General features: G+C 67.3%; 16 protein-coding genes and 1 tRNA gene. 4 read left to right on the top strand and 13 right to left on the bottom strand.

Features of this window, described 5'->3' with window-relative positions; translation table 11 throughout:
- Nucleotides 1–28 precede the first annotated feature (28 nt).
- Entirely contained in the window at nucleotides 29–490 is a 462-nt protein-coding gene (gene tadA, locus F8O09_RS07630) for a tRNA adenosine(34) deaminase TadA (RefSeq protein ID WP_192496782.1), read from the bottom strand.
- 432 nt (nucleotides 491–922) lie between these two features.
- Between tadA and F8O09_RS07625 the strand changes: the two genes are divergently transcribed.
- The 3 genes from F8O09_RS07625 (at nucleotide 923) to F8O09_RS07615 (ending at nucleotide 4005) form a co-directional block, all read left to right on the top strand.
- Complete coding sequence (locus F8O09_RS07625; protein WP_158054707.1) at nucleotides 923–1645, top strand: winged helix-turn-helix domain-containing protein; 723 nt, start codon at nucleotides 923–925, stop codon at nucleotides 1643–1645.
- A 259-nt stretch (nucleotides 1646–1904) separates the two neighbouring features.
- Nucleotides 1905–3095: a MalY/PatB family protein gene (locus tag F8O09_RS07620; protein WP_158054705.1), complete on the top strand. Its 1191-nt coding sequence runs from the start codon at nucleotides 1905–1907 to the stop codon at nucleotides 3093–3095.
- A 40-nt stretch (nucleotides 3096–3135) separates the two neighbouring features.
- Nucleotides 3136–4005 (top strand): nitroreductase family protein, encoded by an 870-nt coding sequence (locus tag F8O09_RS07615; protein WP_158054703.1) that lies wholly within the window; start codon nucleotides 3136–3138, stop codon nucleotides 4003–4005.
- On the opposite strand, the gene F8O09_RS07610 is transcribed toward F8O09_RS07615, so the two are convergent.
- From F8O09_RS07610 to F8O09_RS07555, 12 genes are all read right to left on the bottom strand, one after another.
- Nucleotides 3998–4537 carry a hypothetical protein gene (locus F8O09_RS07610; protein ID WP_158054702.1) on the bottom strand — a complete coding sequence of 180 codons (540 nt, stop codon included), beginning with the start codon at nucleotides 4535–4537 and terminating at the stop codon, nucleotides 3998–4000. The two genes, F8O09_RS07615 and F8O09_RS07610, sit on opposite strands and share 8 nt — an antisense overlap.
- A gap of 56 nt (nucleotides 4538–4593) precedes the next feature.
- Nucleotides 4594–4670 (bottom strand) — tRNA-Arg (locus F8O09_RS07605).
- 71 nt (nucleotides 4671–4741) lie between these two features.
- On the bottom strand, nucleotides 4742–5614 hold the full coding sequence (locus F8O09_RS07600; RefSeq protein ID WP_158054700.1) for an FHA domain-containing protein: 873 nt from the start codon (nucleotides 5612–5614) through the stop codon (nucleotides 4742–4744).
- Entirely contained in the window at nucleotides 5611–8133 is a 2523-nt protein-coding gene (locus F8O09_RS07595; RefSeq protein WP_158054698.1) for a transglutaminase-like domain-containing protein, read from the bottom strand. The genes F8O09_RS07600 and F8O09_RS07595 overlap by 4 nt, the downstream gene beginning before the upstream one ends.
- Nucleotides 8130–9479 carry a DUF58 domain-containing protein gene (locus F8O09_RS07590; protein WP_158030356.1) on the bottom strand — a complete coding sequence of 450 codons (1350 nt, stop codon included), beginning with the start codon at nucleotides 9477–9479 and terminating at the stop codon, nucleotides 8130–8132. The genes F8O09_RS07595 and F8O09_RS07590 overlap by 4 nt, the downstream gene beginning before the upstream one ends.
- Nucleotides 9476–10450, bottom strand: a complete 975-nt coding sequence (locus tag F8O09_RS07585) for an AAA family ATPase (protein ID WP_158054696.1) — start codon at nucleotides 10448–10450, stop codon at nucleotides 9476–9478. The genes F8O09_RS07590 and F8O09_RS07585 overlap by 4 nt, the downstream gene beginning before the upstream one ends.
- A gap of 85 nt (nucleotides 10451–10535) precedes the next feature.
- A complete protein-coding gene (locus F8O09_RS07580) occupies nucleotides 10536–16532 on the bottom strand; it encodes an Ig-like domain-containing protein (protein ID WP_158054694.1) in 5997 nt (1998 codons plus the stop codon).
- Nucleotides 16463–17587: a serine/threonine-protein kinase gene (locus F8O09_RS07575; protein ID WP_158054693.1), complete on the bottom strand. Its 1125-nt coding sequence runs from the start codon at nucleotides 17585–17587 to the stop codon at nucleotides 16463–16465. Before F8O09_RS07575 ends, F8O09_RS07580 begins: the two co-directional genes overlap by 70 nt.
- 64 nt (nucleotides 17588–17651) lie before the next feature.
- Entirely contained in the window at nucleotides 17652–18827 is a 1176-nt protein-coding gene (locus F8O09_RS07570) for a PP2C family protein-serine/threonine phosphatase (RefSeq protein ID WP_158054691.1), read from the bottom strand.
- Between the two features lie 113 nt (nucleotides 18828–18940).
- Nucleotides 18941–20944, bottom strand: coding sequence for an ABC transporter ATP-binding protein (locus tag F8O09_RS07565; protein WP_158054690.1), 2004 nt, complete (start codon nucleotides 20942–20944; stop codon nucleotides 18941–18943).
- The gene (locus tag F8O09_RS07560; RefSeq protein ID WP_158054688.1) at nucleotides 20944–22677 is read right to left on the bottom strand and encodes an ABC transporter ATP-binding protein; all 1734 of its coding nucleotides are present in this window, start codon (nucleotides 22675–22677) and stop codon (nucleotides 20944–20946) included. The genes F8O09_RS07565 and F8O09_RS07560 overlap by 1 nt, the downstream gene beginning before the upstream one ends.
- Nucleotides 22678–23109: 432 nt before the next feature.
- On the bottom strand, nucleotides 23110–25215 hold the full coding sequence (locus F8O09_RS07555) for a trypsin-like serine protease (RefSeq protein WP_158054686.1): 2106 nt from the start codon (nucleotides 25213–25215) through the stop codon (nucleotides 23110–23112).
- Nucleotides 25216–25462: 247 nt separating this feature from the next.
- On the opposite strand from F8O09_RS07555, the gene F8O09_RS07550 reads away from it, so the two are divergent.
- On the top strand, nucleotides 25463–25864 hold the full coding sequence (locus F8O09_RS07550) for an META domain-containing protein (RefSeq protein WP_192497616.1): 402 nt from the start codon (nucleotides 25463–25465) through the stop codon (nucleotides 25862–25864).
- The last annotated feature ends 1 nt before the right edge of the window (nucleotide 25865 follow it).

Below are 25865 nucleotides of genomic sequence, written 5' to 3'. Positions count from 1 at the left end.
CTGTATCGGAAAGATAAACGATCGGAGATCAGCGCCGAGATTGAAAGAACTCCTGCAGCAGCGCGGTGCTCTGCTGCTCGCGCACGCCGCCGATGACTTCGACCTGGTGATTGAGCCGTCGATCACGCAGCAGGTCGTAGACTGACCCGGCAGCACCCGCTTTGTCGTCCCAGGCGCCGAAGATGACGCGCGGGATGCGGGCCGAGAGAATCGCACCTGCGCAGAGCACGCAGGGCTCAAGCGTCACGACCAGGGTCGTATTCGGCAGCTGCCAGCTGTTCCACGCCCTCGCCGCACGGCGAATCGCCAGCACCTCGGCGTGAGCGGTCGGGTCTTCGAGCTTCTCGCGCTCATTGTGCGCCACCGAGATGACGTTGCCGAGCGCGTCGAGCATGATCGCCCCGACCGGGACGTCTCCGGTCTCGAGCGCGCCTCGCGACTCCTCGAGTGCGGCATCCATCCACTGCTCGAAAACGGGGGAGACAGGCATGTTCACGAAAGGTTCCTCACTCACGGATCGGCTGTGCAGCGCCACGTCCAACTTACCCCAGCGTCACAATCGTCATTGTTCGTCACATCCGACGACCCGATCCATCTCAGCCTTGACTCATCCCCGTCGGTATCGCAGACTGGTCGCTATGAGCATTTTCGACCACACCAGCGCAGCACGCATCGAGGTGGCAGTGAGCCGCCGCTCGATGATGCGCATGGCGGCCGAAGCGTCCCGAATGTGTCGTTGACCCGACACCCCTCCGAGCAGCCAGACCGGTTCGAAGCGCACGCTGACCCACTGTCAGACACTCCGCAGCCTCACCGGTCGAACCATACCGGCGCTCACCCCGCGGAGCATCCCGCGCCCGATCAGACGGCCGCGCGCGAGCATCCGCACACAGACATCGCTCACGACACCAAGGACTCACTCATGACCACTTCATACGATCAGCGCAGCCTCACCGAAGACGTGCAGACCGGCGACGGCGCCCGCAACGCACACAGCGCGCACACCCAGAGCGCACACACCACACGACCGGCCTCCCGTCAGACGGACCACGGGCAGCATCCGCACGCCCGCCGCGACGAGAACGTCGAAGCTCGCGGCTTCGCACTCTACGTCGGCTTCGACGAGGTCAGCGCAGCCGCCAGCGGCGTCAGCCTGCAGCAGCTCGTCGCCGCTCTCAAAGAGACCGCCGAGGCGTTGGTGCCCGACATCAAGACGCACGCGACGCTCGCGATCGCACCGCGCGGCGCGGGCGGCCGCGATGTGGATGTCGTGCGGCTGGCTCTGCGCGACCCTGCGGCCCAGCGCGCTCGGCAGCAGGAACGCCAGACGCATCGCCGCGGTGTCGTCATCGACTTCTCTCGCCAGCGTGTGCTCGTCGACGGCCAGGAGGTTGCGCTGACCTACAAGGAGTTCCATCTGCTCGGGCACCTCGTCGAGCATGAGGGCGAGACCGTGCACCGCAACGACCTGCTCGCCGACCTCTGGGACGAAGAGGCCGAGGGCGTGCCGAACGAGCGCACCATCGACGTGCACGTGCGCCGCCTGCGCGCGAAGCTGGGCGACTACCAAGAGATCGTGCGTACCGTGCGCGGCATCGGCTACCGCTTCGACCGACACGCCGACGTGGCCGTCAAAGCCGACTGAGTCGCTTGCTCTGACGCCTCGCCGATCGGTATCTTTGTAGGGGTCCACACCACGATCTGCAAGTGCTGTGGGCGTGCGGAAACGCACAGCGCCTGCTGTGGCGCAGCACTCTTCTGAGTGCGGGCCGGCTGCCCTCTTCCCCTGGGGCAGCTGGCTCATCCCACAGCGGCGACCCCTCTCACGCCGTGTCGAGCGCATCATTGAACGTATACGGTGCTGCATCTGCAGCCGATCGAACGCCGCACCCGAGAGGAATCACATGACCGACGCATCCGCCTTCACCGAACTCGCAGCCCGCTGGGACGCCATCACGATCGACCAGCTGCGCGCCGTCGGCGGCCGTAAATGGGCGCACTACCCGAATGCCGTGGGCGCGTTCATCGCAGAGTCGGACTTCGGCGCAGCACCTGAGATCACTGCGGTGCTCGAACGCTGGGTCAGCGAGAGCCGCTTCGGCTACCTCGTGCCGCAGCAGGCGCTGGCGCTGCAGGAGGCCACGGCGAAGTGGTACGGCGATGCCTACGGCTGGCAGGTGGACGCCGAACACGTGGGCAGGCTCTCTGACGTGGTCAGCGGCCTCGAAGTGACGCTGCAGCACTTCACGCGCAGATCGGACAGCAAGGTGATTCTGCCGACCCCGGCGTATATGCCCTTCCTCTTTCTGCCCGAGCAGGCCTGGCAGCGCGACACCGTGCAGGTGCCGCTCGAGGCCGACGGGAGCCTCGACCCGGACGCGCTCGATCGGGCCTTCCGCGCAGGCGGCGAGGTGCTCGTGCTGGTCAACCCACAGAACCCGACCGGGCACGTCTACACACGCGACGAGCTCGTCGCCATCAGCGAGGTCGTCGCGCGCCATGGCGGCCGGGTGTTCGCCGACGAGATCCACGCGCCCTTGGTCTATGCGCCGGGCCGCCATGTGCCCTACGCCTCGGTGAACGAGGCGGCGGCCTCGCACACCGTCACGGTGACCAGTGCGTCGAAGGCATGGAACCTCGCCGGGCTCAAGACCGCCCAGGTGATCTTCTCGAACGACGACGATCTGCGCACCTGGCAGCAGGTGCGCTACTGGCCGGAAGACGCAGTGAGCCCGCTGGGCGTCGTCGCGAACACCGTCGCCTACAACGAGAGTCGCGGATGGCTCAGCGACCTCATCGCCTATCTCGACCGCAATCGCAGCGCGGTCGACGAGCTGGTGGCCGCACACCTGCCTCGAGCGCGCTACCGTCGCCCCGAAGGCACCTACCTCGCCTGGATCGATCTGGGCGACTACGGCCTGCCGCGGCCGCTCGGAGACTTCATTCTCGAGCAGGCCGGCGTCGCGATCACCGACGGTGCCGCCACCGGCCCGAGCGCAGCCGACTTCATCCGCGTCAACTTCGCCACGCCGCTGCCGATTCTCACCGAGATCTTCGAGCGCATCGGCGACGCGGCGAACGCCGCGTCGCGCTGAGGCGTGCGCACGCATCGGCTCAGCCAGATAGCATGACTGCATGAGCGAAGCCGCAGACGCAACGACCAGCCAGAATCCCGACCTGCACCAGCCGACGCGCGACGAGCTCGTCGAGGCGCTGCGCGTGCGCTTCGGAGGTGACGGAGCGCCGGCGTTCGACGCCGTGAACCCGACGATTCTGCGACAGCTGCAGCATCGGTCGGTGCGCAGGTTCAGCGACCGCGACGTCACCGACGACGAACTGCGCGCGATTCTCACCGCCGCGCAGGCCGCATCCACCAGCTCGAATCAGCACTCGTGGAGCGTCATCGTCGTGCGCGACCAGGCCCGCAAAGAGCAGCTGAAGCCGCTGATCGGCAACCAGCCCTTCATCGACAAGGCGCCTGTGCTGCTGTTCTGGATCGCCGACCTGCACCGTTCTGCGGCGCTGGCCGAGCGCGCCGAACAGCCGTTCGTCGGCGGCGCCCTGCTCGAGGCCACGCTGGTCGCGTTCATCGACGCCGCCCTCGCCGCGCAGAATGCCGCGGTCGCAGCCGAGTCTCTGGGCCTGGGCATCACGTACATCGGCGGAGCCAGGAATCACCCCGAAGAGACTGCAGCCGCCCTCGCACTGCCGTCGCACGCAGCCGTCGCCTTCGGCATGACGCTGGGATGGCCGAGTCCGACCGACCGCGCGAAGATTCGCCCGCGGCCGCTGCCCGAGGTCGTCGTGCATCAAGAGCAGTACGACGCCGACGTGCTGCCCGGACTGGACGCCTACGCCGAGCGCATCAACGGCTTCTTCGCCGACTACGGGCGCGAGTTCGACTGGGAGAGCTACATCACCGAGCACTTCGCCGACTACGCCGACTTCTACGGGCGCGAACGACTGCGTGACGCCCTGCGCAATCTCGGACTGCCGTCTAACTGAACGGATCGATGCGCAGGCGAACCTGCTCGGCCAGGTACTCTGCCAGCGGCTGCAGCCGCGTGCCCGTCGTGTGGGGATCCCACCGAACCATGATCTCGCCGTCGACCTCGACGAAGGGGCACGCCTCGGTCTCACCGTGCCCGCTGCTGTTCAGATCGATCGGCACGGCTTCGAAGTTCACCGTGTCGCCGGGTTCGAAAGGGCCGTTCCAGGCGAGCTCCTGCAGCTGTCGGCGCTCTTCGATCGCGAGCGCCGTGTTGCGCGGCCACGCCGGTTCGACCGCCCGAGTCGTCGTGCCGACGATCCACGCGTCGCCGGCCTCGTCGACCAGGAGCGTTCCGATGCGCCAGACGCGGCAGACGGGTTCGAGACGGGCGCGACGGGTGAACATCCATCGCCGATGCGGCGCCACATAACGGGCCAGCGCCTCATCGTCTGCTCCGGCCGCACGCAGCGACTCGACCGCCTGTGTGAGCAGCGCACGCACCTGCTTCAGCTGCTCGGTGTTCACTTCGCGCTCATGTTCTCTCACGTCCATGTTCATCGCACGGGTATGAAAAAGGCCCCGCCGCAGCGGAGCCTTTTCGGTGGTGCGCCCGAAGGGATTCGAACCCCCGGCCTTCTGATCCGTAGTCAGACGCTCTATCCAGCTGAGCTACGGGCGCATGTCCGAAGAATCACTATACACACTGCACACCCGTCGCACAAGCGCTGATCGGCTGGCGCCTGGCTGCGATCAGCGATCGACTTTGAGCTCCATACGGTAGAGCCCGAGCGCGAACGGGCCGTCGAGCGGAGTCGCGGTGTTCGGGGTGATCTCGACCTCATCGTCGGCCGTGCCCAGCGTCACGCCGTTGGTCGACTCGAGATCGGTGATGAACCAGCCGTCGTCGACCCATTCGAGCTTCGCGTGCGTCTTCGAGATCGTCTTGTGCGCATCGGGGACGCGCACGATCTGATCACGTCGGCTGAACTCACCTCGTGGGTTGCGTCCCAGAATCGCCACATCGGCCTCGATCTCGACGCTGTCACCAGACTCCAGCAGCAGGCGGCTGATCGGACGATGATTGCGGCGCACCAGCACAGTCTTCTCGACGTCGTCGTCTTCGACGTCGGAGGCGGTGCCGAAGCCCGTCGAGCCGAAGCCATCAGCGAGCGGCGCCTGCTGCTCTGCCGCGTATGCCTGTGCGGGTGCCGGTTCTGCAGCCGTGAACCCGGGCACCGAGTCGATCACCGGCGCTGACTCTCGGTACCACGAGGCAGTCGGCGTCTCTGGTGCCGACACAACTTGCTCGACGACGACCTCCTGCTGTCCGAGACCGCCGTCGGCCGTCGCCTGCGCCGCGAATGCCTGCTGAGCCTGCAGAGCCTGCTCGTACTGGTCGGTCATGGCCTGGCGCACGTCGTCGCCGCCGTACTCCCACAGCCAGGTTCGCAGTGCGTCATCGACGCTCGGGTTCACCGCCACGACCGCAGAGAGCGAGGGATCCTGCTGGATGATGACGCGCATCTGCTCTGGCGAGGTGGCCGGATCGGCTGCCTGCTGGGCGAGGGAAGGACCACCGGTCCAGTCATTGGATCCGTACGAGGGAAACTGCGGATTCGTCATCTTGTCTTTCCTCTTCCCAGCCCCAAGCGGAAACGCTGGGGTACCTGTGCAAGAATGCGCACGCGTCTAACATATCCTGTCAGCGATTTGGGCGACAACCGCGCCTTCCACCGCTGCCAGCGGGTTCTGCCCGCCACCATCCGAGTGCGTTCGGCGTCGACGAGCCGCCAGTACTCGGCAGCCTGCTCGGTGCTCAGTGCGACTCCAGAGAACGCCGCCCAGTCGGCGAGGTCGGCGAGCTGTCGGCTCTCGTCGCTCAGCGGCTCGGCGATCTCGCGTCGCGTGGCCCGAATCGGTGCGCTGCCCCCGGCGTCGACGATGTTGTCGACGTGTTCGTCCCAGCCTGCGACGACGCGCTGGTCAGCGGTGCCCCGAGTACGACGACGGCGACGGCGCAGAAGCTTGAGCAGCAGCACTCCCCAGAGCGGCAGAGTGATCAGCGCAGCCCAGAAGAGCACCGTCGTGGCGAAGCGCACGATCGCGAGCACCTGAGCGAGTGTCTGGCTGCCGCTGGCGACATCCGACCCGAGGTCTCCCCCCGACGGGTCTTTGTCCGGCGGCGGCACCTGCCCTGCGTTCTGCTGAGCCGTCGTGGGGCTGTACCGCTTGAACGCGTTCTGGTCTGGGTTCTCGACGAAGCGGTTGTCGGTGCGCGGATCGGCGTCGATGGCGACCCACCGACCGTCGCTGGTGAGCACCTCTGCCCAGGCCGTGACATCCCGGCCCCGCACTCGGCCGTCGTCGTCGACCTTCGCTCCGTAGACGACCCGAGACGGAAAGCCGACCACTCGTGCGACGAGCGCGGTCGCGGTCGCATACTGCTCTTGGTCGCCGACCGTGGCCGCGCACTGCGACACCGTGCTCGAGCAGTCGAGATAGCGGCTGTCGAGCATAGAGGCGAACAGCCCGTCGATACGTGCACGCGTATGCCCGGCGTCGCTGCTGCGAAACTGATAGTCCCGAGGCAGCCAGCTGTTCTCATCGTGGCCCGGATCATCCTTGCTGTGTCCCAGATAGCTGCGCTGGATGAGCAGCCGATTCAGCCGCTGCACCTCGCCGAGCGTGGCCCCGCCCTCGCGCTTCTGGGCGACCCAGTCGTTGAGCGCGGGCATCAGATCGGCGCTGACCCCGTCGACCGGGCCGACTCCTGGGCCCAGTTCAGACGACGGCTGCTCGTCGTTCGGGGCGAACGAGAACGTGTACTCGTCGCCAGAGCGAAGACCCTGCTGCCCCGCCCGATCGGCGAGCTGGATGCCCGACTGCAGACGGTCGCTGAAGAAGAACCGGCTGCCGAGCGAACGCTGGTCGCCGCCGTCGAAGCGCAGCTGCTCGAGCTGCTCGCCGAGAGGCACCCACACTGACTGGTAGTCACCGACAGTGACCGTCGCGTCGCGCGTCGCACCCGTGGTGTCAAGAACGAACGGCACCCGGCGAAACGCGGTGTCGGCGCTGTTGCTCTGCTCGGGATCTGCCGTGCGGAAGACCTGCCCGTCGTATTCGCCGAGAGTCGCGAACCGCAGCCGCTGCGGCGCATCGCCGCTGACGCTGAGCAGCGTCTGGTTCAGATGCGCCGCGGTGAAGTTGCGGCGGAAGGCCGCCAGCGGGCTGTTCAGCGGCGGGACCTGCGTCTCGGGTTCGACGACGCTGCGGCCGACGATGCGATCGCGGTCGCCGAGCAGCGGGCCGCTGACCGTTCCGGCCACCACCGCTGCGACGACGGCCATGCCGACGGCCAGAGCGATCCGTCGCAGTCGTGCGGCGCGCCTGCCCGAGGATGCGACGGCGACCTTCGCGGCATCGGTCGACTTTCGAGCGGTCTCGCCCTCGGCATCCCCGATCACATCGCTGGCGTAGGCGACGCGAGCGGCCAGACGCTGCCGTCGCTGCCGCACGATCGGCCAGGCCAGCAGAAGGCCGAGGCCCAGCAGACCGCAGATCAGGTGCACCGGTGCACGCAGGGAGAGCAGCGGCACCGTCACCGTCTCGGCGGCGCCGCGCGCGCCGAAGACCGTCGGAAAGAGCAGCGCCACCGCGAGCGCCGCCAGAGCGAGCCCCCAGAACCGCACCAGACCCAGCGAGAAGAGCACGGAGAGCAGGGCCGCAACATAGACGACCAGAAAGAGCGGCAGCTGCATGCCCTGAAAGTCGCCGACCGGAATCGTGATCGTGAGCAGGTTCTTCCAGCCGGTGACCGGAGCGGTCAGCACCTCGAGTGCGCCGTCGCCCAAGGTGGCAGGCAGCGCCGACCACGTCGACGGCACCGCTGCCAGCAGCCCGACGACGGCGTAGGTCGCCAGTGCGAGCGCCAGTGCCGGCAGTGCCCGCAGGCGCCGCCGCACGATGATGAGTCCGACGGCCAGACCTGCGACGAGCGCCGCTGCGCCGGCCACAAAGAGGGTGGGTTTGCGATAGATCGGCCAGGATCCGATGATCACGAGCGCCAGCACGACGCTGGTGAACACCAGCGTGGCGACCAGCTGTGCGCGCGAGACGGCCCGCGCCTGACCCACGTCACTCATGACTGCACCACCCTCGCCATCAGATGCCGAAGGTCGTCGAGCACGCCCAGCGTGAAGACGGTGATGTCGCCGATGCGCTGCACCCCGGGCTCGGTGTCGAGGTCGACGCGCACGACGACCACCGCGGTGTCGAGACCGAATCGGTGCGCTGCCGTCTGCAGATCGTGCAGTGAGAGGGACGAACCGCACACCATGAACACCAGCGACAGCCCGTCGATCTGCTGGGCGGTCAGCGTGGCCACCTCGTCGAGGCGCATCATCTGGGCGCTGCGGTCGATCCCGCTGAAGTCGTTGAGCAGGGTGATCGGCGTGAACGTGCTGAGCCGACGTGCCGACCGGATGACTCGCCGGGCCGACTCGGGCACCTCTGCGCTGACCACCACGTCGAGATCTCGACGGTCACGAATGAGACGCACGCCGATCGACGCCGCGGCGCTCACCGCGAGCTCGAACTCATCGTCGGCGGCGAAGTCGTCAGCTGCCATGCCGAGCACGACGCCGACCTTCGAACGACGCGTCTCTTCGTACTGACGCACCATGAGCGTGCCGGTCTTGGCCGTCGACTTCCAGTGGATGTTGCGCGGGGCGTCTCCCGGCATGTACTCGCGAACGGCGTGAAATGAGATGTCGTCGCTGACCAGCACCGATGAGGGCGTTCCTTCGAGGTCGCGCACGAAGCCGCTGGCGGTCGTCGGCAGCGACACGGTCTTCGGGTGCACGAAGAGCGTGTGCCTCTTGGTCCACTGAATGTCACGGTGCAGCAGTCCGATGGGGTCGGCGCGCACCGAGCGAACCGGCCCGACGGCGATGACGCCGCGACGCTGGGCGGGGATGCCGATGCGCTGCGCATGCGTGGCTCCCGCCAGCAGCAGGGGCACGTGCGTCTCGGCCAGGGCGGCGCCGATGGGAATCTCCAGTCGCCCCGGCAGGGCAGGCCGCCGCGAGGCATTCGTGACAGTGATGTCGCCGGTCACCTCGTCACCGGCGACGACGTGATCCTCCAGCACACCGAGGTCGATCTGGTAGGCGTTCGCCCCGAAGAGAAACACCGATCCGATCAACAGCAGCACCAATGCGGCGAGCCCGGCGACCAGCCACTCGACGATCCCCAGGCTCAGCCCCAGCAGCGTCGCCAGGACGGCGACCGCGACGGCGACCCACCCCGCCGCCGTCACGGTCTCGCCGAGCCACCGGACGGCATGCCGCATCCACCGCCGGGCCCTGCGCACGGAACGCGCGCCGAACACGCTCAGCCGTGCGCGAGCACGCGTCGAGACGCTGCCCTGTGCGAAGCTGGTGACGGTCTCGGTGCGCGTCGAGGTGCGAGTGCTGGGGTCGAAGGTCACGACTGGGCAGCTCCCTGCGTCGGCGGAGCGGTGTCGAGCAGAACCTGCCCGATGACTTGGTCGGCGGTGACGCCGTCGAACTCGGCTTCGGGGTCGAGGATGATGCGGTGCCCGAGCACCGGCAGCGCCAGCGCCTTGATGTCGTCTGGCGTGACGAAGTTGCGCCCGTGTGCGAGCGCCCAGGTGCGCGACACGTTGGCCAGGGCGAGAGCGCCGCGCACACTGGCGCCCAGCCTGGTCTGCGCCGCGTCACGCGTCGCTTCGACCAGCCGTGTGATGTAGTCGATGAGCACCGGTTCGACGAACACACCGGCGGTGAGCGCGATCATGTCGTTGACGGCCTTAGGCAGAATGATGCCGGGAATCTGATCGGTGGTGACGGCGGCGCCTTCGAGGATGCGACGGGTCGACGCCGAGTCGGGGTAGCCCAGCGAGGTCTTCATCAGAAAGCGGTCGAGCTGCGCCTCGGGCAGGCGGTAGGTGCCTGCCTGCTCGATCGGGTTCTGCGTCGCGATCACCATGAACGGCCTGTCGAGCGGCCGGGTGACGCCGTCGACGGTGACCTGCCCTTCTTCCATGACCTCGAGCAGCGCCGACTGCGTCTTCGGCGAGGCGCGGTTGATCTCGTCGGCGAGCACGATGTTCGCGAAGATCGGGCCTTTGTGAAACTCGAACTCACCGCGCTTCTGGTCGTACACGCTGATGCCGGTGATGTCGCCAGGCAGCAGGTCCGGGGTGAACTGCACCCGCGCCGAGGTGCCCTGCACGGTGCGCGAGAGCGCCCGGGCAAGAGCGGTCTTGCCGGTGCCCGGAACGTCTTCGAGCAGCAGGTGCCCGCGGGTGAGCAGCGCGGTGAAGGCGAGCTCGATGACGTGGCGTTTGCCCACGATCGCCTGCTCGACGTTGTCGACGAGGCGCCCGAAGGTGTCGCCGAACCACGCCGACTGCTCGGCGGTGATGCTGCTGCTCATGCGTTCTCCTGTTTCGATAGGTGCTTGGTCTGCTTCGATAGGTGCTTGGTGACATCGCGCTGACCGCGTGTGGCGATCACGAGCGTCACGGGGTGATCGCGGGTCCGCCGCCCTCGCCGCCTCCAGGCTCAGGCTCAGGCTCAGGCTCCGGGGCAGGGGCAGGGGCAGGGGGCTCATAGGCCTGCGTCTTCAGAGTGAATTGCCGCTCGGCTGAATTCGCATGCTGCAATCGGTTCTCGAACTCCACGGACCACTTGAACGTGTAAGTCGCCGTGCCTTCGGGCAGCTTGACAGATGTGGTGCCCGCCTCCAGCGTTTGCCAGCTGCCGCCGCCCTTGCGGTACTGCACCTTGACTTGGTAGTCATCGCTCGAGGCGTTGACGGTCGGCTTCGCAGGCAGCGTGAAGGTCCACTCTGCAGCACTGGTGAAGGTGTGCTCCACGGTGTTGCCGCTCTGCCAGCCGCTCGACTCGCCGATGGAGAAGGGGTACTGCGGCGTGCCGGCTGGGCCGACGGTGTAGGTCTGGCTGTCGGTCGTGCCGTCGGAGAATCTCCATCGAATCGTGTAGCTCTGATTCGATGCGCTCGGGAGCGGGCCCTCGCCCACGGCAGTGAAGCCGTCGTCTTCGCTGTCGACCAGACCGCCGAACGTGCCGTCGTTGTTCACCCGATACTTGACTCTGCCTGCACTCGAGGGGAATGTGATCGGCGTCGCAGAGACACTGTTCGACTGCGATGTCGTGTCCCACCCGACGCTTCTGCCCTCAGCGTCGAGACCCTCAGCCTGCAGCACGAAGGTGTTCGGCATGTTCTTTTTCAGGTCACTCGGGCCGAACGTGGTCGCCGCATTGCCGCCGGACCCCTCACGTCTGCATTCTCCGTTGACGATCCAGCAGTATTTGGTCTGACCGCCTTGGGCGCTGATGTCGCCGGTGACCGAGACCGAACCGTTCTGGGCCGACGCAGAGACGCCGGAGATGCCCGGCTTGCCGACGCCGTAGGCAGAGGTCGTCGCGGTGCCTGCGGTGGTTGCGGGCGCCTGGCGGAGTCCGGTCGGCACGTCGCGGGCGGACGCGGTGACGGTGACTCCTGTCGGCGCATTGTTCACGCCGATGGTGGTGGTTCCTCCCGAGCCTCCCAGCCCGGCCGAGCTGCCGCTCTCACTGGTCAGGGTGATGGTCGAGGCGCTGTCGTCGGGCATGCTGACCTCGATCCTCGCTTGGCGGTCGCCAGAGGGTGCGACGGTGCCGATGATGGGCGTCGACGGCGCCTTGTACGCGAAGCCTGACACCGACGCCGTCTCACGCGACGACCCGACGTCGTTGACCGCAGCGACGGTGAAGGTCTGGTTCTCGAAGTTCTTGAGGCTGCCGATGGTGCAGGTGCCGCCGACGGCACAGTTCTTCGAGCCGCCGCCGTAGGTCACAGTGAAGCCGGTCACGGCCGGCACGCTCAGCGTCTCGCTCTGGGCGATCGCCAGTGTGACCGTGCCGTCGCCGACCGTGTCGAGTCTGACGCTCGGCCTGTTCGGCCGCGCCTGGTAGTTGACCTCGATGCGCCCTTGACCGGTGTTCCCCTGCACGTCTCTGACCTGGTAGGTGCCGCTCTTCACGCCGCCGGGGGAGTTCGCCGCGACCTGCACCGAGATGTTCGAGCCGCTGATCGAAGCGGTCACTCCTGCGGCGCCGGCAAAGCTCACACCGGTCAGCTCGACCGGGCGATACTTGCTGATCGAACCGTTCGGAGCCAGCGCATCGACGCTGCCCGAAGCCGCGCCGCCGTCGCCCTCCGAGACATCGATCGACAGGCCGGCCGCCGACAGCGTCTGCGGCGGCAGCGTGCCGACCTGCACGCTGAGCCGTGCACCGGGCTGCGGGGCGAACGACGGCGACACGATCTTCGCGTCGAAACCGGCCACTGCCCCCTGCTGCGCGTCGGCGGCGACCGTGATCGTCGCCGAAGAGCCGCTGCAGGTCACCGTGACACCGGGCGCGCCAGACGCCGGCCCGCACTGGAAGCCGAGTTTGCCTTTGTCGTCGGTCCACTGCACCGAATCGGTCAGCGAGACGGTCTTGGACTCGGCCGGCGCGACGACGGCGATCTGCTGCGCGCGCATCTCGGGCGGCGGGTTGTCGAGCGTGATCCTCATCGGCAGAGCGACGGTGCTGCGGGTGCCGTCGTCGCCGGCCCACTGCACCTCGACGCTGCACGTGTCGCGCTCGATCTGGCTGTCACTGCCGGCCGCATAGGTGACCGTGGTGCCGGATGACGAGCAGGTCGCCTGCGAACGTGCGCCGGATGCCCGGGCGGCGTTGACCTGCAGCGTGCGACCGCTGAGCCGGCCGATCTCATCGACGAGATTCACCGAGACCTGCTGCTGCTCGTGCACCTCGTACACCTTGGTCGGGTCTTTGAGCTGCGGCCGGAGGGCGTCTTTCTTCGGCACTCGGACGAACGCCCACGTCTGCGGGACCTGTTCGGCGTCGCCTTTGGGTGCCGTGACCGAAATCGGCACGATCTGCCGGTGGTCGCGCAGCGACCCCTGCACCCGATCGCCGTCGAGACGCATGCCGTCGGGAGATCCGCGCAGTTCGACCGAGAGGTCAGGGCCCGACCAGACCAGCTTGTTGGCGATGACGTCGGCGCCGAACGAGTCGCCGTCGATCTCTCCCGCACCGATCACGGTGTCGACCAGCACCGGGTACTGCGGCAGAGCGTCGTTGGTGACGTTCAGCACGATGCTTCCAGTGGCGGTGCTGCCGCCTGCGCTCTGCACCGTGTATGTGAAGACGGTCTTGCCGACGGACCGACCGGGGTGCAGCGTGACCGTGTTGTCAGAGACCTCGACCGGCGATCGCGCTGCGTCACCCTCTGCCGCTGCTGACACCACTTCGTCGGCCGACTGCAGTTCGAGCTTCTCGTCGCCGACGCGGGTGTCGTTGAGCGTCGGGTCGATCGTCACGGCATCGGTGCCGGGAGCGGCTTCGACGTAGTCGTTGTAGGCGATGGGAGCCAGCGTGGTGTTCGTGATGACACCGACCCGCATGTGCGCGGTGCCGGTCGCCCCGCGCGAATCGGCGACGGTGTAGTCGAACTCGATCGGCCCGGCGTCATCGGTGCTGCTGACCTGCACCCGCCCGTCCGCGAGCACCTGCGCCGACCCGCCCTGCCCCGGCTGCGTGACCGAGACCACGCTGACGCCGTCGCCGTCGGCGTCCACGCCGAAGCTCGGCACGCTGATCATCGTGCTGCTGCGTGCCTCGACACGAGCGTCGATGTTCTTGGGGGTCGGTGACTGGTTGCCGTCCTCGGTGGTCACCCGCACGTTCACCCGGCCGATCGAGCCCTCTCCCGGGTGCCCCGCGGAATACGTTCGGTAGTCGATCGTATAGCTGCCCGGTGTGTCACTCGCCAGGTAGCGCAGCACGGAGCCGGAGGGGAAGGCAAGACCAGGCAGATCGTCGGTGGTCTGCCGCGGGTCGAGCATCAGAGTGCCTCCCGCCGGAGCCACGTCGTTGTCGAGCACCGGGATGTCGATCTGATCGCCCGCCCGCACCGTCACCTGATCGGCGACGGCGACCGGCTTCGTCGACAGGCTCTCGTCCAGCTGGAAGACCGTCGCCTGACCGGTGATCGTCTGCGCCCCGTCGGTCACCGCGTAGGTGAACGTGCCGATGCGACCGGGGCGCTTGTCGGGAGTCTGCCCGCTGACCCGCAGCGAGCTTCCGCCGACGGCCGCCGCATTGAGCGACGACCTCGGGTCGGCCAACGAGTACTGCTGGCCGTCGCCGACCATCAGCACTCGCCCGCCGGGGTTGCTCACCGGCTGCAGCGGATCGACGGTGACGTCTTCGTCGGGCCGCAGGAACACGCTGATGGGCGGGGTGCTCATCTTGCTCTCGGCGGCACTGGCCGTGATCAGCAGCGTCGCGGTCGCCTGGCTCGACCCCGACTTCACCTCATACGTCACCGGGTAGACCCCGGCCTCGCTCGCCATGACGCTCACCGAGAGCGAGTCGCTGCTGGGCTGCACGCGCACCTTCGACTGCAGGCTCTCATCGACGGTGGCGCGGCTGAGCTCGACGCGGCTGCCCTCGACGCCACCACCCGAGACACCGCTGACGAACTCGCTGAGGTCGATCGACGGCGAGGTGCCGACGGTGACCGTGCGCGAGAACGAGCGCGCCTTGAGCAGCGGGGAGTCGGCGACGGTCACCGGCACGTCTCGCGTCGCGACGCCGCCGCGGCCGTCGGAGACCTCGACGGTGATCACGACGCGGCCGGCGGGCTGGTCGTCGTCGGCCTTGTAGGCGATCATGCCCGACGGCGTGGCTGCGGCGGTGCCGGCGGATGCGGTGGCCTGCGTCACGTAGACCGGATCGCCATCGGGATCGACCCATCCGTTCAGCCCGTTGAACCGCAGCGAGCCGCCGGGAGCGACCTGCAGGTTGGCCAACGACTGGTCGTTGACCGCGCGATACTCCGGTGCGCTGTTCTCGCTCATCGGGTGCACGGTGACTTTGGCCTCGGCGTTCACCCGACAGTCAGAGCCGTCGGTGATGACGAAGCCGATCGTGCCGCTGCCCTCGGTCGCCGTCGGCGAGAGCGCCACGGCCTGATCGTCATTGACCGCCGACAGATCGCCGAGACCGCCCGCATCCCACTTCGGGCTGTCGGCCGACGGCACGATCGAGATCGTGTCCTGTGGGTTCGGATCGAGTGCCGACACCAGAACGGGAACCGTGGTGAGCTGCCCGGGCCGCACCCCGAACTCGGCGTTGGCGCCGCTGGCCGGAATCGGGCACTCGTTCTGTCGGGCGTCCAGGTTCTGCTGCGCGTCGGTGGTCTCTTCTTGCTCGTCATCACGCTGCCAGGCGACCGACGACGGCACCAGCGTCCAGTCGTCGCCCGAGCGCTGCCAGATCAGCCCGGAGGCCACGTCGTTGAGCACAAAGCCGCCGTTGTTGCGTCGGAACACCGGCTGGCTCGTGCTCGCAGCCACCTGAGTCGGTACGTCGAGCGACTGCGAATCACCGCCGCAGTCTGAGACCGACATCGCGCTGCCCGACCCCCAGGCGGCATACAGACAGCCGGCCTCCCAGACCGGGGCGGCAGGCGTGCCCTGCGCATCCACGCTGACGTCGCCGTCACCGCCGTTCGCGTCGAAGGTGCGCAGCCCCGATTCGTCGGCAGTCGCAAGCTGGTCGGCTTCTGCATCGGCGACGGCAAGCCGAGCACCCGCGCCGAGCGAGGACTCCACCTGCGCGCCGTCGATCCACAGCGTCGCACCGCTGTCGCTGTGATCAAGAGCGGCCCAATGCTCGCCGAACACCGTCATCTCGACCTTGTCGCCCGACGTCGGCCCGTCAGTCGACCGTCGTGCGGCCTCTCTGCCGCTGGTGACGTCGAACTCGACGAGGTCTCCCGCACTGCTCAGCCCGAAGAGGCGCCCCCGCTCGGTGACGGCACCGGCCACGAAGCGTTCGGTCTCATCGCCCTCACGCCGATTGATCGGCGACGGCGAGACTCCCCTGGCCAGATCGCCGATCGACTCCGCGCCCAGCGCGCCGGTCTTGCGGTTCAGAAAGGCGACGTAGCCGCCGGAGGGCACGATCACATCGGCGTCGAAGGGCGCCGCGGTGACTTCCTGCGGGTCGTCGACGCTCACCGGATTCGCGGGGTCGACCGTCTTCAGCTTCTGCTGGTCGCTGTAAAGCACGACGTCGGAGCCGCTCTGCAGCACACCGCTGATTCTGAACGCGCTCGGATCACCCGCGTGAATCGCACCCAGCTCGGTGACGTCGGTGTTGACCTGCCCGTAGAGCGGGCCTCGGCCGTTGACCGACCACACTGTGGGGTTTGCCAAGTCGGCCTGCTGCGTGGGCACTCCGCGCCAGACGATGACGCCCACCGCTGCCAGCGAGACGATCACCAGCAGCGCGATCCACCGCGTCCATCGGCTGCGCAGCAGGCGCTGCAGGCCGACGCCCGCACCTGCGACGCCGGCCGGACTCACCGCCCGACCACCCAGATGGTGACGGCCACCGCGATCACGACGAGCGCAGCGGTCATGCCAGACCACAGCCACAGGCGACCCCGCCCCGAAGCACCTCGGGCCTCATCGACCACCTCAGTCTGCGTCGCCAGCTCGCGCACGCTGCGGCCGTGCCGCCGGCGGCCCGAGACCACCGGCACAGCCGCACGCTTCGGTCCGCGCAGCGCAGCGTCATCGAACCCGAGCACCGACCCGGCGCCCGCCCACTCTGACGAAGCCACTTCGAGCTGCGTGGGCACGACGCCGATCTGCTGCTGAATCTGCTGGATCGCGCGGGCGAACTCGAGCGCCGTCGCCGGGCGCTCGGCGGGATTGGTCGACAGCGATCGCTGCAGCAGCTGCTGCAGTGCGGGCGGCACGTCTTCGCGGTTGATCGGCGTGATGCGGCCTTTGACGATGCGCGCCTTGAGCCGGTCTGCCGAGTTGCGCCCAGAGCCCGGTATCTCGAACGGCGAATGCCCGGCCAGCAGGGTGTAGACGGTCGCAGCCAGCGAGTACACCTCGGTGGCGACCGTGCCTCTCGTCTGCTCGCGCACGACCTCCGGCGCGCTCCAGGGCACCGACATGGCGAACAGATCGGTCGCGTGGCGGCCGGAGAGCGAGGTCGCGATGCCGAAGTCGGCCAGCACTGGCGTGCCGAACGAGGTGAAGAGGATGTTCGAGGGCTTGATGTCGCGATGCAGCACCCCCGCCCGGTGTGCGGTCTCGAGCGCACTGCCCATGCGCACCGCGATGTCGAGCACCGTCGGCAGCGGGAGCACCCGTTCGCGATAGGCCGGGGAGACGCCCGTCGGGCAGTATTCCATGACCAGGCAGGGGCGGCCGTCGGGAGCGATGCTCGCCTGATAGACGTTGAGAATGGCGGGATGCGAGCTGAGCCGCGCCATGACGTCGGCCTCGGCGTTGAACATGCGCACGACGTCTTCGTCGACGACGTCGGAGAGCAGCACTTTCACCGCGACCGGGCGACGGGGCATGTCCTGTTCGAACAGGAAGACGTCGGCGAAGCCGCCGGTTCCCAGCGGCCGCACATAGGTGCAGCCGGAAAGCACCGGAGGAGCGGACGGCAGTCTTTTGCCCATGTCACCCTCCCGAAGTCTCTAGCGATTCTAAGGCACAGGAGGGCGAAGACACACGTCGAAATGACTATTGCGAACGGTCAGCGGATGCTCGCGCACGCCGCTCTCGACGAATCGGCCTGGTGTCGGCTCCGCCGGAGGCCCGGCCGACCGGCACTGTATCGTCGACGGGCTCGACGACGCACTCGTCTGAGGCGGCAGTCGGCCCGCGCCTGATCACGACGGTGTCGTCGTCGAGGTCGTCGTCGGAAGCCGACGCCTGGACGCCGGGCTCGGCGACCTGCGGTAGGGCGGACTCGACGACGGGTCCACTGGATGAGATCAGCACGGTCTCGTCTGCCTCAGTGAGGATGCGCGCCCGTCGGCTCGACCGAGAGACATAGCGGGTGTCTCCGGTCTCTGCGGAGTGCTCGACCTCATGATGGGCCGCGCTTCGACGCCTTTTGTGCACCAGCGCAACGTCGGCCAGCGAGGCGAGGCTTTCGCTGGGCGACTCCGGATCGCTGAGCGACCCGCCCGACACCACGTCGACCACGATCACCGTGACGTTGTCGGTGCCCCCGGCGATCAGTGCGCGCTCCACGAGCGAGTCGGCCGTCGTCTGGGGAGTGCCGCCCATCACGAGCGAGGCCCGCAGCGCCTCGGCGCTGACCAGACCGTGCAGTCCGTCAGAGCAGATCAGCAGCCGCTCGCCGGTGACGACCGGCGCCAGAAAGAAGTCGGGATCGGAGTCGTCGCCCCCGACCGCCTTCGTGATCTCGTTGCTTCGCGAGCTCTCGGCGGCCTGCTCGGGCGTGATGCGACCGGCGTCGAGCCACTGCTGCAGCTGCGAGTGGTCGTGCGTCCACTGCACCAGCGACCCGTTGCGCGACCGGTACACGCGCGAGTCGCCCACGTTGAAGACCAGCCAGTGCGGCTCACCTCCCGACTCGACCAGCGCGACGCCGCTGACGGTCGACCCTGCGCCATGCGGGCGACTCGCCGAGAGCTCGGCAACCTCGCGCTGAGCCTGCCGCAGAGCATCGGCCACCACATCCGCCGACGCCGCACCACCTGTCGAAGCCGCTGCGAGCGCACGCAGCCGCTCGATCACCAGCTCGCTCGCGATCTCGCCCGAATCGTGCCCGCCCATGCCGTCGGCGACCGCATAGACAGGTCGCTCGGCGATGCCGGCGTCTTCGTTCAGCCTGCGTCGCAGACCGACGTCAGTGGCGAGGGCGGCGTTGATCTGCAGGGCGTTCACAGTGCTGGCTCCTCATGTCGGCGGCGATGCTCGCCTCAACGTTACCCTGCGGCCTCGCCCCGAGGCGTCAGCCGAAGAGCGTCACAGCCGATCGAGAAGCGACTGACTCCCACTCACTCGGCCGCGCCGCTGAACTGACTCTCATAGAGCCGACGATAGGCACCGTGCTGTTCGAGCAGCTCGTCGTGACTGCCCTGCTCGACGATGCTGCCGTGCTCCATGACCAGAATCGTGTCGGCGTCACGAATCGTGGAGAGTCGGTGGGCGATCACGAACGAGGTGCGATCGGTGCGCAGAGCCGCCATCGCGTGCTGCACCAGCGCCTCGGTGCGGGTGTCGACCGCAGAGGTCGCCTCGTCCAGAATCAGCAGCGTCGGTCGGGCGAGGAACGCCCGCGCGATGGTGATCAGCTGACGTTCGCCGGCCGAGATGCTGCCGTTCTCTTCGTCGATGACGGTGTCGTAGCCCTCGGGCAGCTGACGTACGAAGCGATCGACGAAGGTGGCCTGTGCAGCGGCCACGACCTCGTCGTCGGTCGCATCGAGTCGCCCGTAACGGATGTTCTCGAGGATGCTGCCCTTGAACAGCCAGGTGTCCTGCAGCACCATGCCGGTCTGCGAGCGCAGGTCGGCGCGTGAGATGTCTGTGATGTCGACGCCGTCGAGCAGGATGCGCCCCGAGGTGAGTTCGTAGAAGCGCATCAGCAGATTGACCAGAGTGGTCTTGCCTGCTCCGGTCGGGCCGACGATCGCGATCGTCTGGCCCGGCTGCGCCTCGAACGAGAGGTGCTCGATGAGCGGCTCGTCCGGGTCGTAGCTGAAGCTCACGTCGTCGAAGGTGACGCGGCCGGTCGGATGCTCGGGCAGCTCCTCGGTGACGGTGTCGGGATCCTGTTCGTCGGCGTCGAGCAGCTCGAAGATGCGCTCGGCCGAGGCGACGCCCGACTGCAGCATGTTGGCCATGCCCGACATCTGTGCGAGCGGCTGAGTGAACTCGCGCGAGTACTGGATGAACGCGGTCGCGTCGCCCAGCGTCATCGTGCCCGAGGCGACCTTCAGCCCGCCGAGCACCGCGATGCCCACGTATGACAGGTACGAGACGAACTGCATCACCGGCATAATCATGCCCGACACGAACTGAGCGCCCGCCGACGCCTGGTACAGGCGGCCGTTCTGCTCGGTGAAAGCCTGCTCCATGCGATCGCTGCGCCCGAAGATGGTCACGAGATCGTGCCCTGAGAACGACTCCTCGATAGTGCCGTTGAGCTGGCCGGTCTCTTTCCACTGAGCCGCGAAGAGCTTCTGCGAGCGCACGCCGATCACGCCCGTGATCACAGCGGCGAGCGGCAGCGCGAGCAGGGCGACCAGCGCAAGCTGCCACGAGACGACGAACATCATCACCGTGACGCCGATGACGCTCAGCGCCGACTGCACCAGCTGGGCGAAGGCCTGCTGCAGGGCATTCTGCACGTTGTCGACGTCGTTGGTGACGCGCGAGAGCAGATCACCGCGTTTGCGAGTGTCGAAATAGCTCAAAGGCAGCGCGTTGAGTTTGTCTTCGACCTGGGAGCGCAGCTTGCTGACTGCCTGCATGGTGATGCGGTTGAGCACCTCGCCCTGCGCCCACATGAACGCCGACGAGATCACATACATGCCCAGCACGATGACGATGATGACGCCGAGCCGCGTGAAGTCGATGCCCATGCCGGGCACCACGTCCATGTTGGCGAGCATGTCGGCCATCTGCGTGTCGCCCTGGGCACGCATCTGCTCGACGAGCTGATCTCGGCTGACGCCCTGCGGCAGCTGGCTGCCGACGACGCCGTTGAAGATGGTGTCCATCGCCTGGCCCAGCACCTTGGGCGCCCAGACGTTCAGCACCACCGAGCAGGTGACGAACAGCAGCACCAGCACGAGCGGCAGCTTGTGCGGAGCAAGCAGGCCGAAGAGGCGTCGCACCGACGGCCAGAAGTGCTGTGCCTTGGTGACCGCTGGGGCGTCTCCGAACATGTCGCCGTCACCGGGCGCCGGCATGAAGTCCTCGTCATCGGGTTCGTGCACGTGTGAGGCCGCGGCCTTCGTCTGTGCCGCGTCTCGCTTGTCTGCGCGTTCGCTCATCACGCCGCCTCCTCTGCCGACAGCTGCGATCTGACGATCTGTTGATAGGTCTCGTTCGAGGCGAGCAGCTCATCGTGCGTGCCCTGACCGACGATGCGGCCGTCGTCGAGCACGAGGATGCGATCCGCCTCGCGAATCGTCGCGACGCGCTGCGCCACGATGATCGCCGTCGACCCGGCCAGCGCAGGCTTCAGGGCGCGCCGCAGCCGCGCATCCGTCGCCACGTCGAGGGCTGAGAACGAGTCGTCGAAGAGATAGACGTCGGGGTGTGCGACCAGCGTGCGCGCGATGCAGAGCCGCTGCCGCTGGCCGCCCGAGACGTTGGTGCCGCCCTGCGAGATGCGGCGTTCGAGGCCGTCGGGATGCTCGCGCACGAAATCGGCCGCCTGTGCGACCTCGAGCGCCTGCCAGAGCTGGTCGTCGGTTGCGTCCTCGCGCCCGAAGCGCAGGTTGCTCGCGATCGTGCCCGAGAACAGAAACGGCCGCTGCGTGACCAGACTCACCCGCTCGGCGAGCTGACGGCGCGAGAGCTCGTCGACCGGCACGCCGTCGATGCGAACCTCGCCGGCGGTCGCCTGCAGCAGTCGCGGAATCAGGCTGAGCAGCGTGGTCTTGCCCGACCCTGTCGAGCCGATGATCGCAACCGTCTCGCCGGGACGCGCGGTGAAGGTCAGGTCGGCGAGCACCGGCTGCTCGGCACCCGGGTAGCGAAAGCCCGCGCCGTCGAACTCGACCACGCCGGTGCGCGGCACCTCGCGTTCGTGCTCCGGCTCGGTCTGATCGGGCTCGGTGCTCAGCACTTCGTCGATGCGCTCGGCGCACACGACGGCGCGCGGAATCATCATGACCATGAAAGTGCCCATCATCACGGCCATCAGAATCTGCAGCAGGTACTGCAGAAATGCGGTGAGCGAGCCGACCTGCATCTCGCCTGCGTCGACCCGGTGGCCACCGAACCACAGCACTGCTGCGGTCGCGAGGTGCAGCACCATGCCGATCACGGGGAACATGAGCACGAAGATGGCGCCGACTCTGAGCGAGACGTCGGTGAGACGGTGATTCGCGCCTGCGAAGCGTGCGGTCTCATGGGGTTCGCGCACGAACGCCCGCACGACGCGGATGCCGATGATCTGTTCGCGCAGCACGCCGTTGATGTCGTCGATGCGATCCTGCATGCCGCGGAAGAGCGGCATGAGCCTGGCGACCAGAAAGCCCACGATGACCAGCAGCAGCGGCACCGACGCCCAGACCAGCCACGACAGCCCGACGTCTTCGCGCACGGCCATGACGATGCCGCCGATGCACATGATCGGGGTCGACACCATGAAGTTCAGGGTCATGAGCAGCAGCATCTGCACCTGCTGCACGTCGTTCGTGCCTCGGGTGATCAGCGTGGCGGCGCCGAGCCCGCTCACCTGCTGCGCGCTCATCGACGTGACGGTGTCGAACACACCGGCACGCAGGTCGCGACCCACTGCCATGGCGGTGCGCGCGCCGAACCAGATGCCCCCGACGGCGGTGACCACCTGGACGAAGCAGACCAGGAGCATCCTCGCGCCGATCGACCAGATCAGATCGGTGTCACCCTGGCTCACGCCGTCGTCGATGATCTCGGCGTTGAGGCTGGGCAGGTACAGCGCAGCCAGCGTCGAGACGAGCTGGAGCAGGAAGACCGCCACGACCCAGGGCCAGTAGCGCTTGGTGGATGCGGTCAGCAGTCTGAGCAGAGTCATGAGCGTCTCTCTGCTGCGGGGACACGTCAGCGGCCCGGCGAGCACATCAGCCCTGAGCCTCTGCGAGCGCTCTCGACTCGATGGTGCACGCCTCGCGATGTGTGGCCTGCCACCCCGACTGCGAAATCGGCTGGGGATGCTGGCTCAGGTGGTCGCGCAGCGCGTCGCCTTGAGCGTCGCGGTGTGGTGCGAACGGGTGTTCGCATTGTCGGAGGTGCAGGAACAGATGCGTGTCGCGTTGGGGGATGACAGCGCAGCTGCATCAGTATGCCAGACGCATGAGGTCCGGCTCAAACTCGAAGCCCCGACTCAATCACGAAGCCCCGGCGCGAACTGCAGCCCAGGTGGGGAGCAGAAGAGGGCCCCACCAATGGTGGGGCCCTCTCACCGATGCGATGTCATCGTGCTGCGACCCTCAGCCGAGGGTCGGACTCATCGCTGCGAGCTGCGACGACGAGCCAGCAGCACGCCTGCGCCTGCCAACGCGATGGCGGCCGCGCCGGCGGCGAGCAGACCGAACTGCCCGGCCTCAGCACCGGTGTGTGCGAGCGTGCCGTCTTTCACCGGCTCCTCGGCGGCAGGAGCGGCCGGCTTTTTGTCGCCGGCAGGCTGCTGGTCGCCACCGGGCTGATCCGTGCCGCCCGGCGTCGGTGCAGACTGGATGCTGAAGGCTGCCTGAGCCTCAAGCGACGCGACTCCGTCGACGGTCTGCACTGCGGTGATGCTGTGCTGACCGGCCTCGAGACCAGCGGGGACGGCGATGCTCCATTTGCCGTCTTCACCGACCTCAGTGGTGACGGTCTGCGGTTCGGAGCGCACGGTCACAGCGAGTTCGGCTCCGGCGATGCCGGTGCCGCTGATCGTGGTCGGCAGCTGGTCGTGGGCGAACTCCGTGCCGTTGATCGGGTTCTCGATGACTGGAGCTGCGGGCACCACCTTGAACTTCGAGGTGGCTGCCTGCTCGGAGACGACCTCGCCGAGCTTCTGCACGGCATTCACGGTGTACTGGTCGTTGCTGTACTCCAGGGCGTTGTCGAGCGTGACGCTCCACTTGCCGTCTGCGCCCACCGTTGCCGTCTGCGCGACGTCGCCGGTCAGGGTGACGGTGGCTCCGGCGACGCCGGTGCCCTCGATCACGCTCAGCGGCCCGGCGACGGTGGAGCCGTCAGCCGGGGTCGTGATGGCCGGTGCGGGCACGACGGCCTCGACCGAGGTCTCGACCGTGGCCGACTTGTTGAAGCCCTTGTCTTTGTCGGTGACATGCAGAGTGAAGCTCTGCTTTCCTGCCGGAGCCTGGACCGGGAACGACCAGTTGCCGTTGCCGTCGACATCCACGCTCGTGGTCTTGCCGCCGTTCGCGACGACGAGCTTGGTGTTTGCCGGGGCGGTGCCGGTGATCGGCGACCCGAGCTCGACCTTCGCACCCGCCGGAGTCGTCACCTTCGGTGCGTCGAGATGCAGCGCGATGCTGTATCCACCGGTCGCAGGCAGCGAGTCGACGAGAGATGCACCCCAGACGATGGTCTTCTTGGTCCCGTCGGTATATTCGACATCGCCTCCGCCTGAGACCACGCCGACTGCCTTGGTGCCTTGGACGATCGACCCGCCTGAGTCACCGTGATCAGCCGATGCATCCATCATGAAGCCGTGCACAAACTTCTTATCGACCTGCATCCATCCGTCGACTGCTGAGACGGCACCCGTGCTCGGCTTCGTCGTACGCCCTGAGCGCGTCGCCGACTGTCCGAGCTGAGGTGCGCCCACTGAGGTCACGACTGACGTGCTGCCCGAGAGATCGCCAGTGGATGCGGTGCTCCAATCGGTGACCTCGGGGAGCGTCCGTGCAGAGGGATCAGTCACATCGACAGCGGCGATGTCGATCGAGTTCTTGTCGCCTTCTGCCCCGGCAGTCCCATTCGGACCGCCGAACTGGGCAAACTTCTTGGTTCCGAGAGGCACACCGGCAAAGTCTGCGGACGCTGTGCTGCCTGCACCGGCGAATGCCTCGTCATGCCGAGGATCAGTCCGGTAGACCGTGTCGCCATATGCGTCGGGGAAGCAGTGACCAGCAGTGATGAAGGCCGGGTCACCCTTCGGGGACCACGCTGAGAACCCGACTGAGCAGAGGCCGTACGGCAGCCCTTCGGACGTCGGAGTGCCCGGTGTGGCGAAGCCAGCGCCGCCGACCAGGTCGTTGCCCGCGAGCGCAGAGAGGCCCTTCTCTGAGGTCAGGACCTCGACGCCTTTGTCTTCCAGCTGCGTCTTGAGCTCGACGGCCTGATTCAGCTTCTGGTCGTCGCCCGTGTTCACGATCGCGATGAGTTTGCCGTCGGCCTTGGTTGCCGCACCCTGGAGCAGCTCGGCTTTCTCAGGCCCTTGGTTCTGCACCTCGGAGATGAGCGCCTCTGCGCTCACCGGAGTGTCAGATGTGGTGTTCTCTTGAGCGGCCACAGACGTGGCGAACACGCCTGTGACAGTCAGGGCCGCCAACGGCGCCCCGACTGCGGCCACCGACTTCTTCAGCCAGCTCGACTTCATTGGTTCCTCTCGTCAGCCTCATTGCGACGCGGGAGCGAACACTGCCCGAGGACAGCGTCTCTGCGTTCCCCCCAGGCAGCGCAAAGCATGTCGTTGTCTTCACAGCCGTCTACTTCAACAGCCGTCGCGAGACTATCAGATGGCTGTGAATTTCTCGTCGACTGTGTGCAACAATCACAGCAAGACCCAGCTTCTTCGACTGAGAGGGTTCATCATGCGACTGCATCATCTCGCCACCGTCACACTCATGACCGCCATCGCATTCTCAGCCGCAGGCTGCGGCGCCTCGGGGTCCGATTCCGCACCCGCCTCGTCAGGTTCTGCTGCTGACGAACCTGTCACCCCGTCTGCGACTCCCGACCTCCAGACCTCCCTCATCGGCTCGTGGAAAGACGACCCGACGGGTGCCTATCTGACGTTCTCCGACGACGGAACGTTCATCGGATCGGACAACTGCAACAGTCTCTCTGGCAGCTTCTCTCCAAACGGCGAGGGCCGCACGACGATCCGCTTTGACATGCACACGCTGCGCGGATGCAGCGTCATTCTCGACTGGCTTGACAAGACCCGCGAAGTCAGCGTCGAGGGCGACAGTATGACGGCCTTCGACGGCGCCGGCGACGTACTGGGCACGCTGGAGCGCGGCTGAC

It is taken from the genome of Pseudoclavibacter sp. CFCC 11306, assembly GCF_008831235.1.
Taxonomy (GTDB): Bacteria; Actinomycetota; Actinomycetes; order Actinomycetales; family Microbacteriaceae; genus Pseudoclavibacter_A.
Note: the sequence above shows the minus strand (reverse complement) of the source record. Positions and strands in the feature narration are given on the sequence as shown.

Coding starts and splice junctions, on each gene's coding strand:
- tadA (WP_192496782.1), bottom strand. CDS start 490: ATGCCTGTCTCCCCCGTTTTCGAGCAGTGGATGGATGCCGCACTCGAG.
- F8O09_RS07625 (WP_158054707.1), top strand. CDS start 923: ATGACCACTTCATACGATCAGCGCAGCCTCACCGAAGACGTGCAGACC.
- F8O09_RS07620 (WP_158054705.1), top strand. CDS start 1,905: ATGACCGACGCATCCGCCTTCACCGAACTCGCAGCCCGCTGGGACGCC.
- F8O09_RS07615 (WP_158054703.1), top strand. CDS start 3,136: ATGAGCGAAGCCGCAGACGCAACGACCAGCCAGAATCCCGACCTGCAC.
- F8O09_RS07600 (WP_158054700.1), bottom strand. CDS start 5,614: ATGACGAATCCGCAGTTTCCCTCGTACGGATCCAATGACTGGACCGGT.
- F8O09_RS07595 (WP_158054698.1), bottom strand. CDS start 8,133: ATGAGTGACGTGGGTCAGGCGCGGGCCGTCTCGCGCGCACAGCTGGTC.
- F8O09_RS07585 (WP_158054696.1), bottom strand. CDS start 10,450: ATGAGCAGCAGCATCACCGCCGAGCAGTCGGCGTGGTTCGGCGACACC.
- F8O09_RS07575 (WP_158054693.1), bottom strand. CDS start 17,587: ATGGGCAAAAGACTGCCGTCCGCTCCTCCGGTGCTTTCCGGCTGCACC.
- F8O09_RS07565 (WP_158054690.1), bottom strand. CDS start 20,944: ATGAGCGAACGCGCAGACAAGCGAGACGCGGCACAGACGAAGGCCGCG.
- F8O09_RS07560 (WP_158054688.1), bottom strand. CDS start 22,677: ATGACTCTGCTCAGACTGCTGACCGCATCCACCAAGCGCTACTGGCCC.
- F8O09_RS07555 (WP_158054686.1), bottom strand. CDS start 25,215: ATGAAGTCGAGCTGGCTGAAGAAGTCGGTGGCCGCAGTCGGGGCGCCG.
- F8O09_RS07550 (WP_192497616.1), top strand. CDS start 25,463: ATGACCGCCATCGCATTCTCAGCCGCAGGCTGCGGCGCCTCGGGGTCC.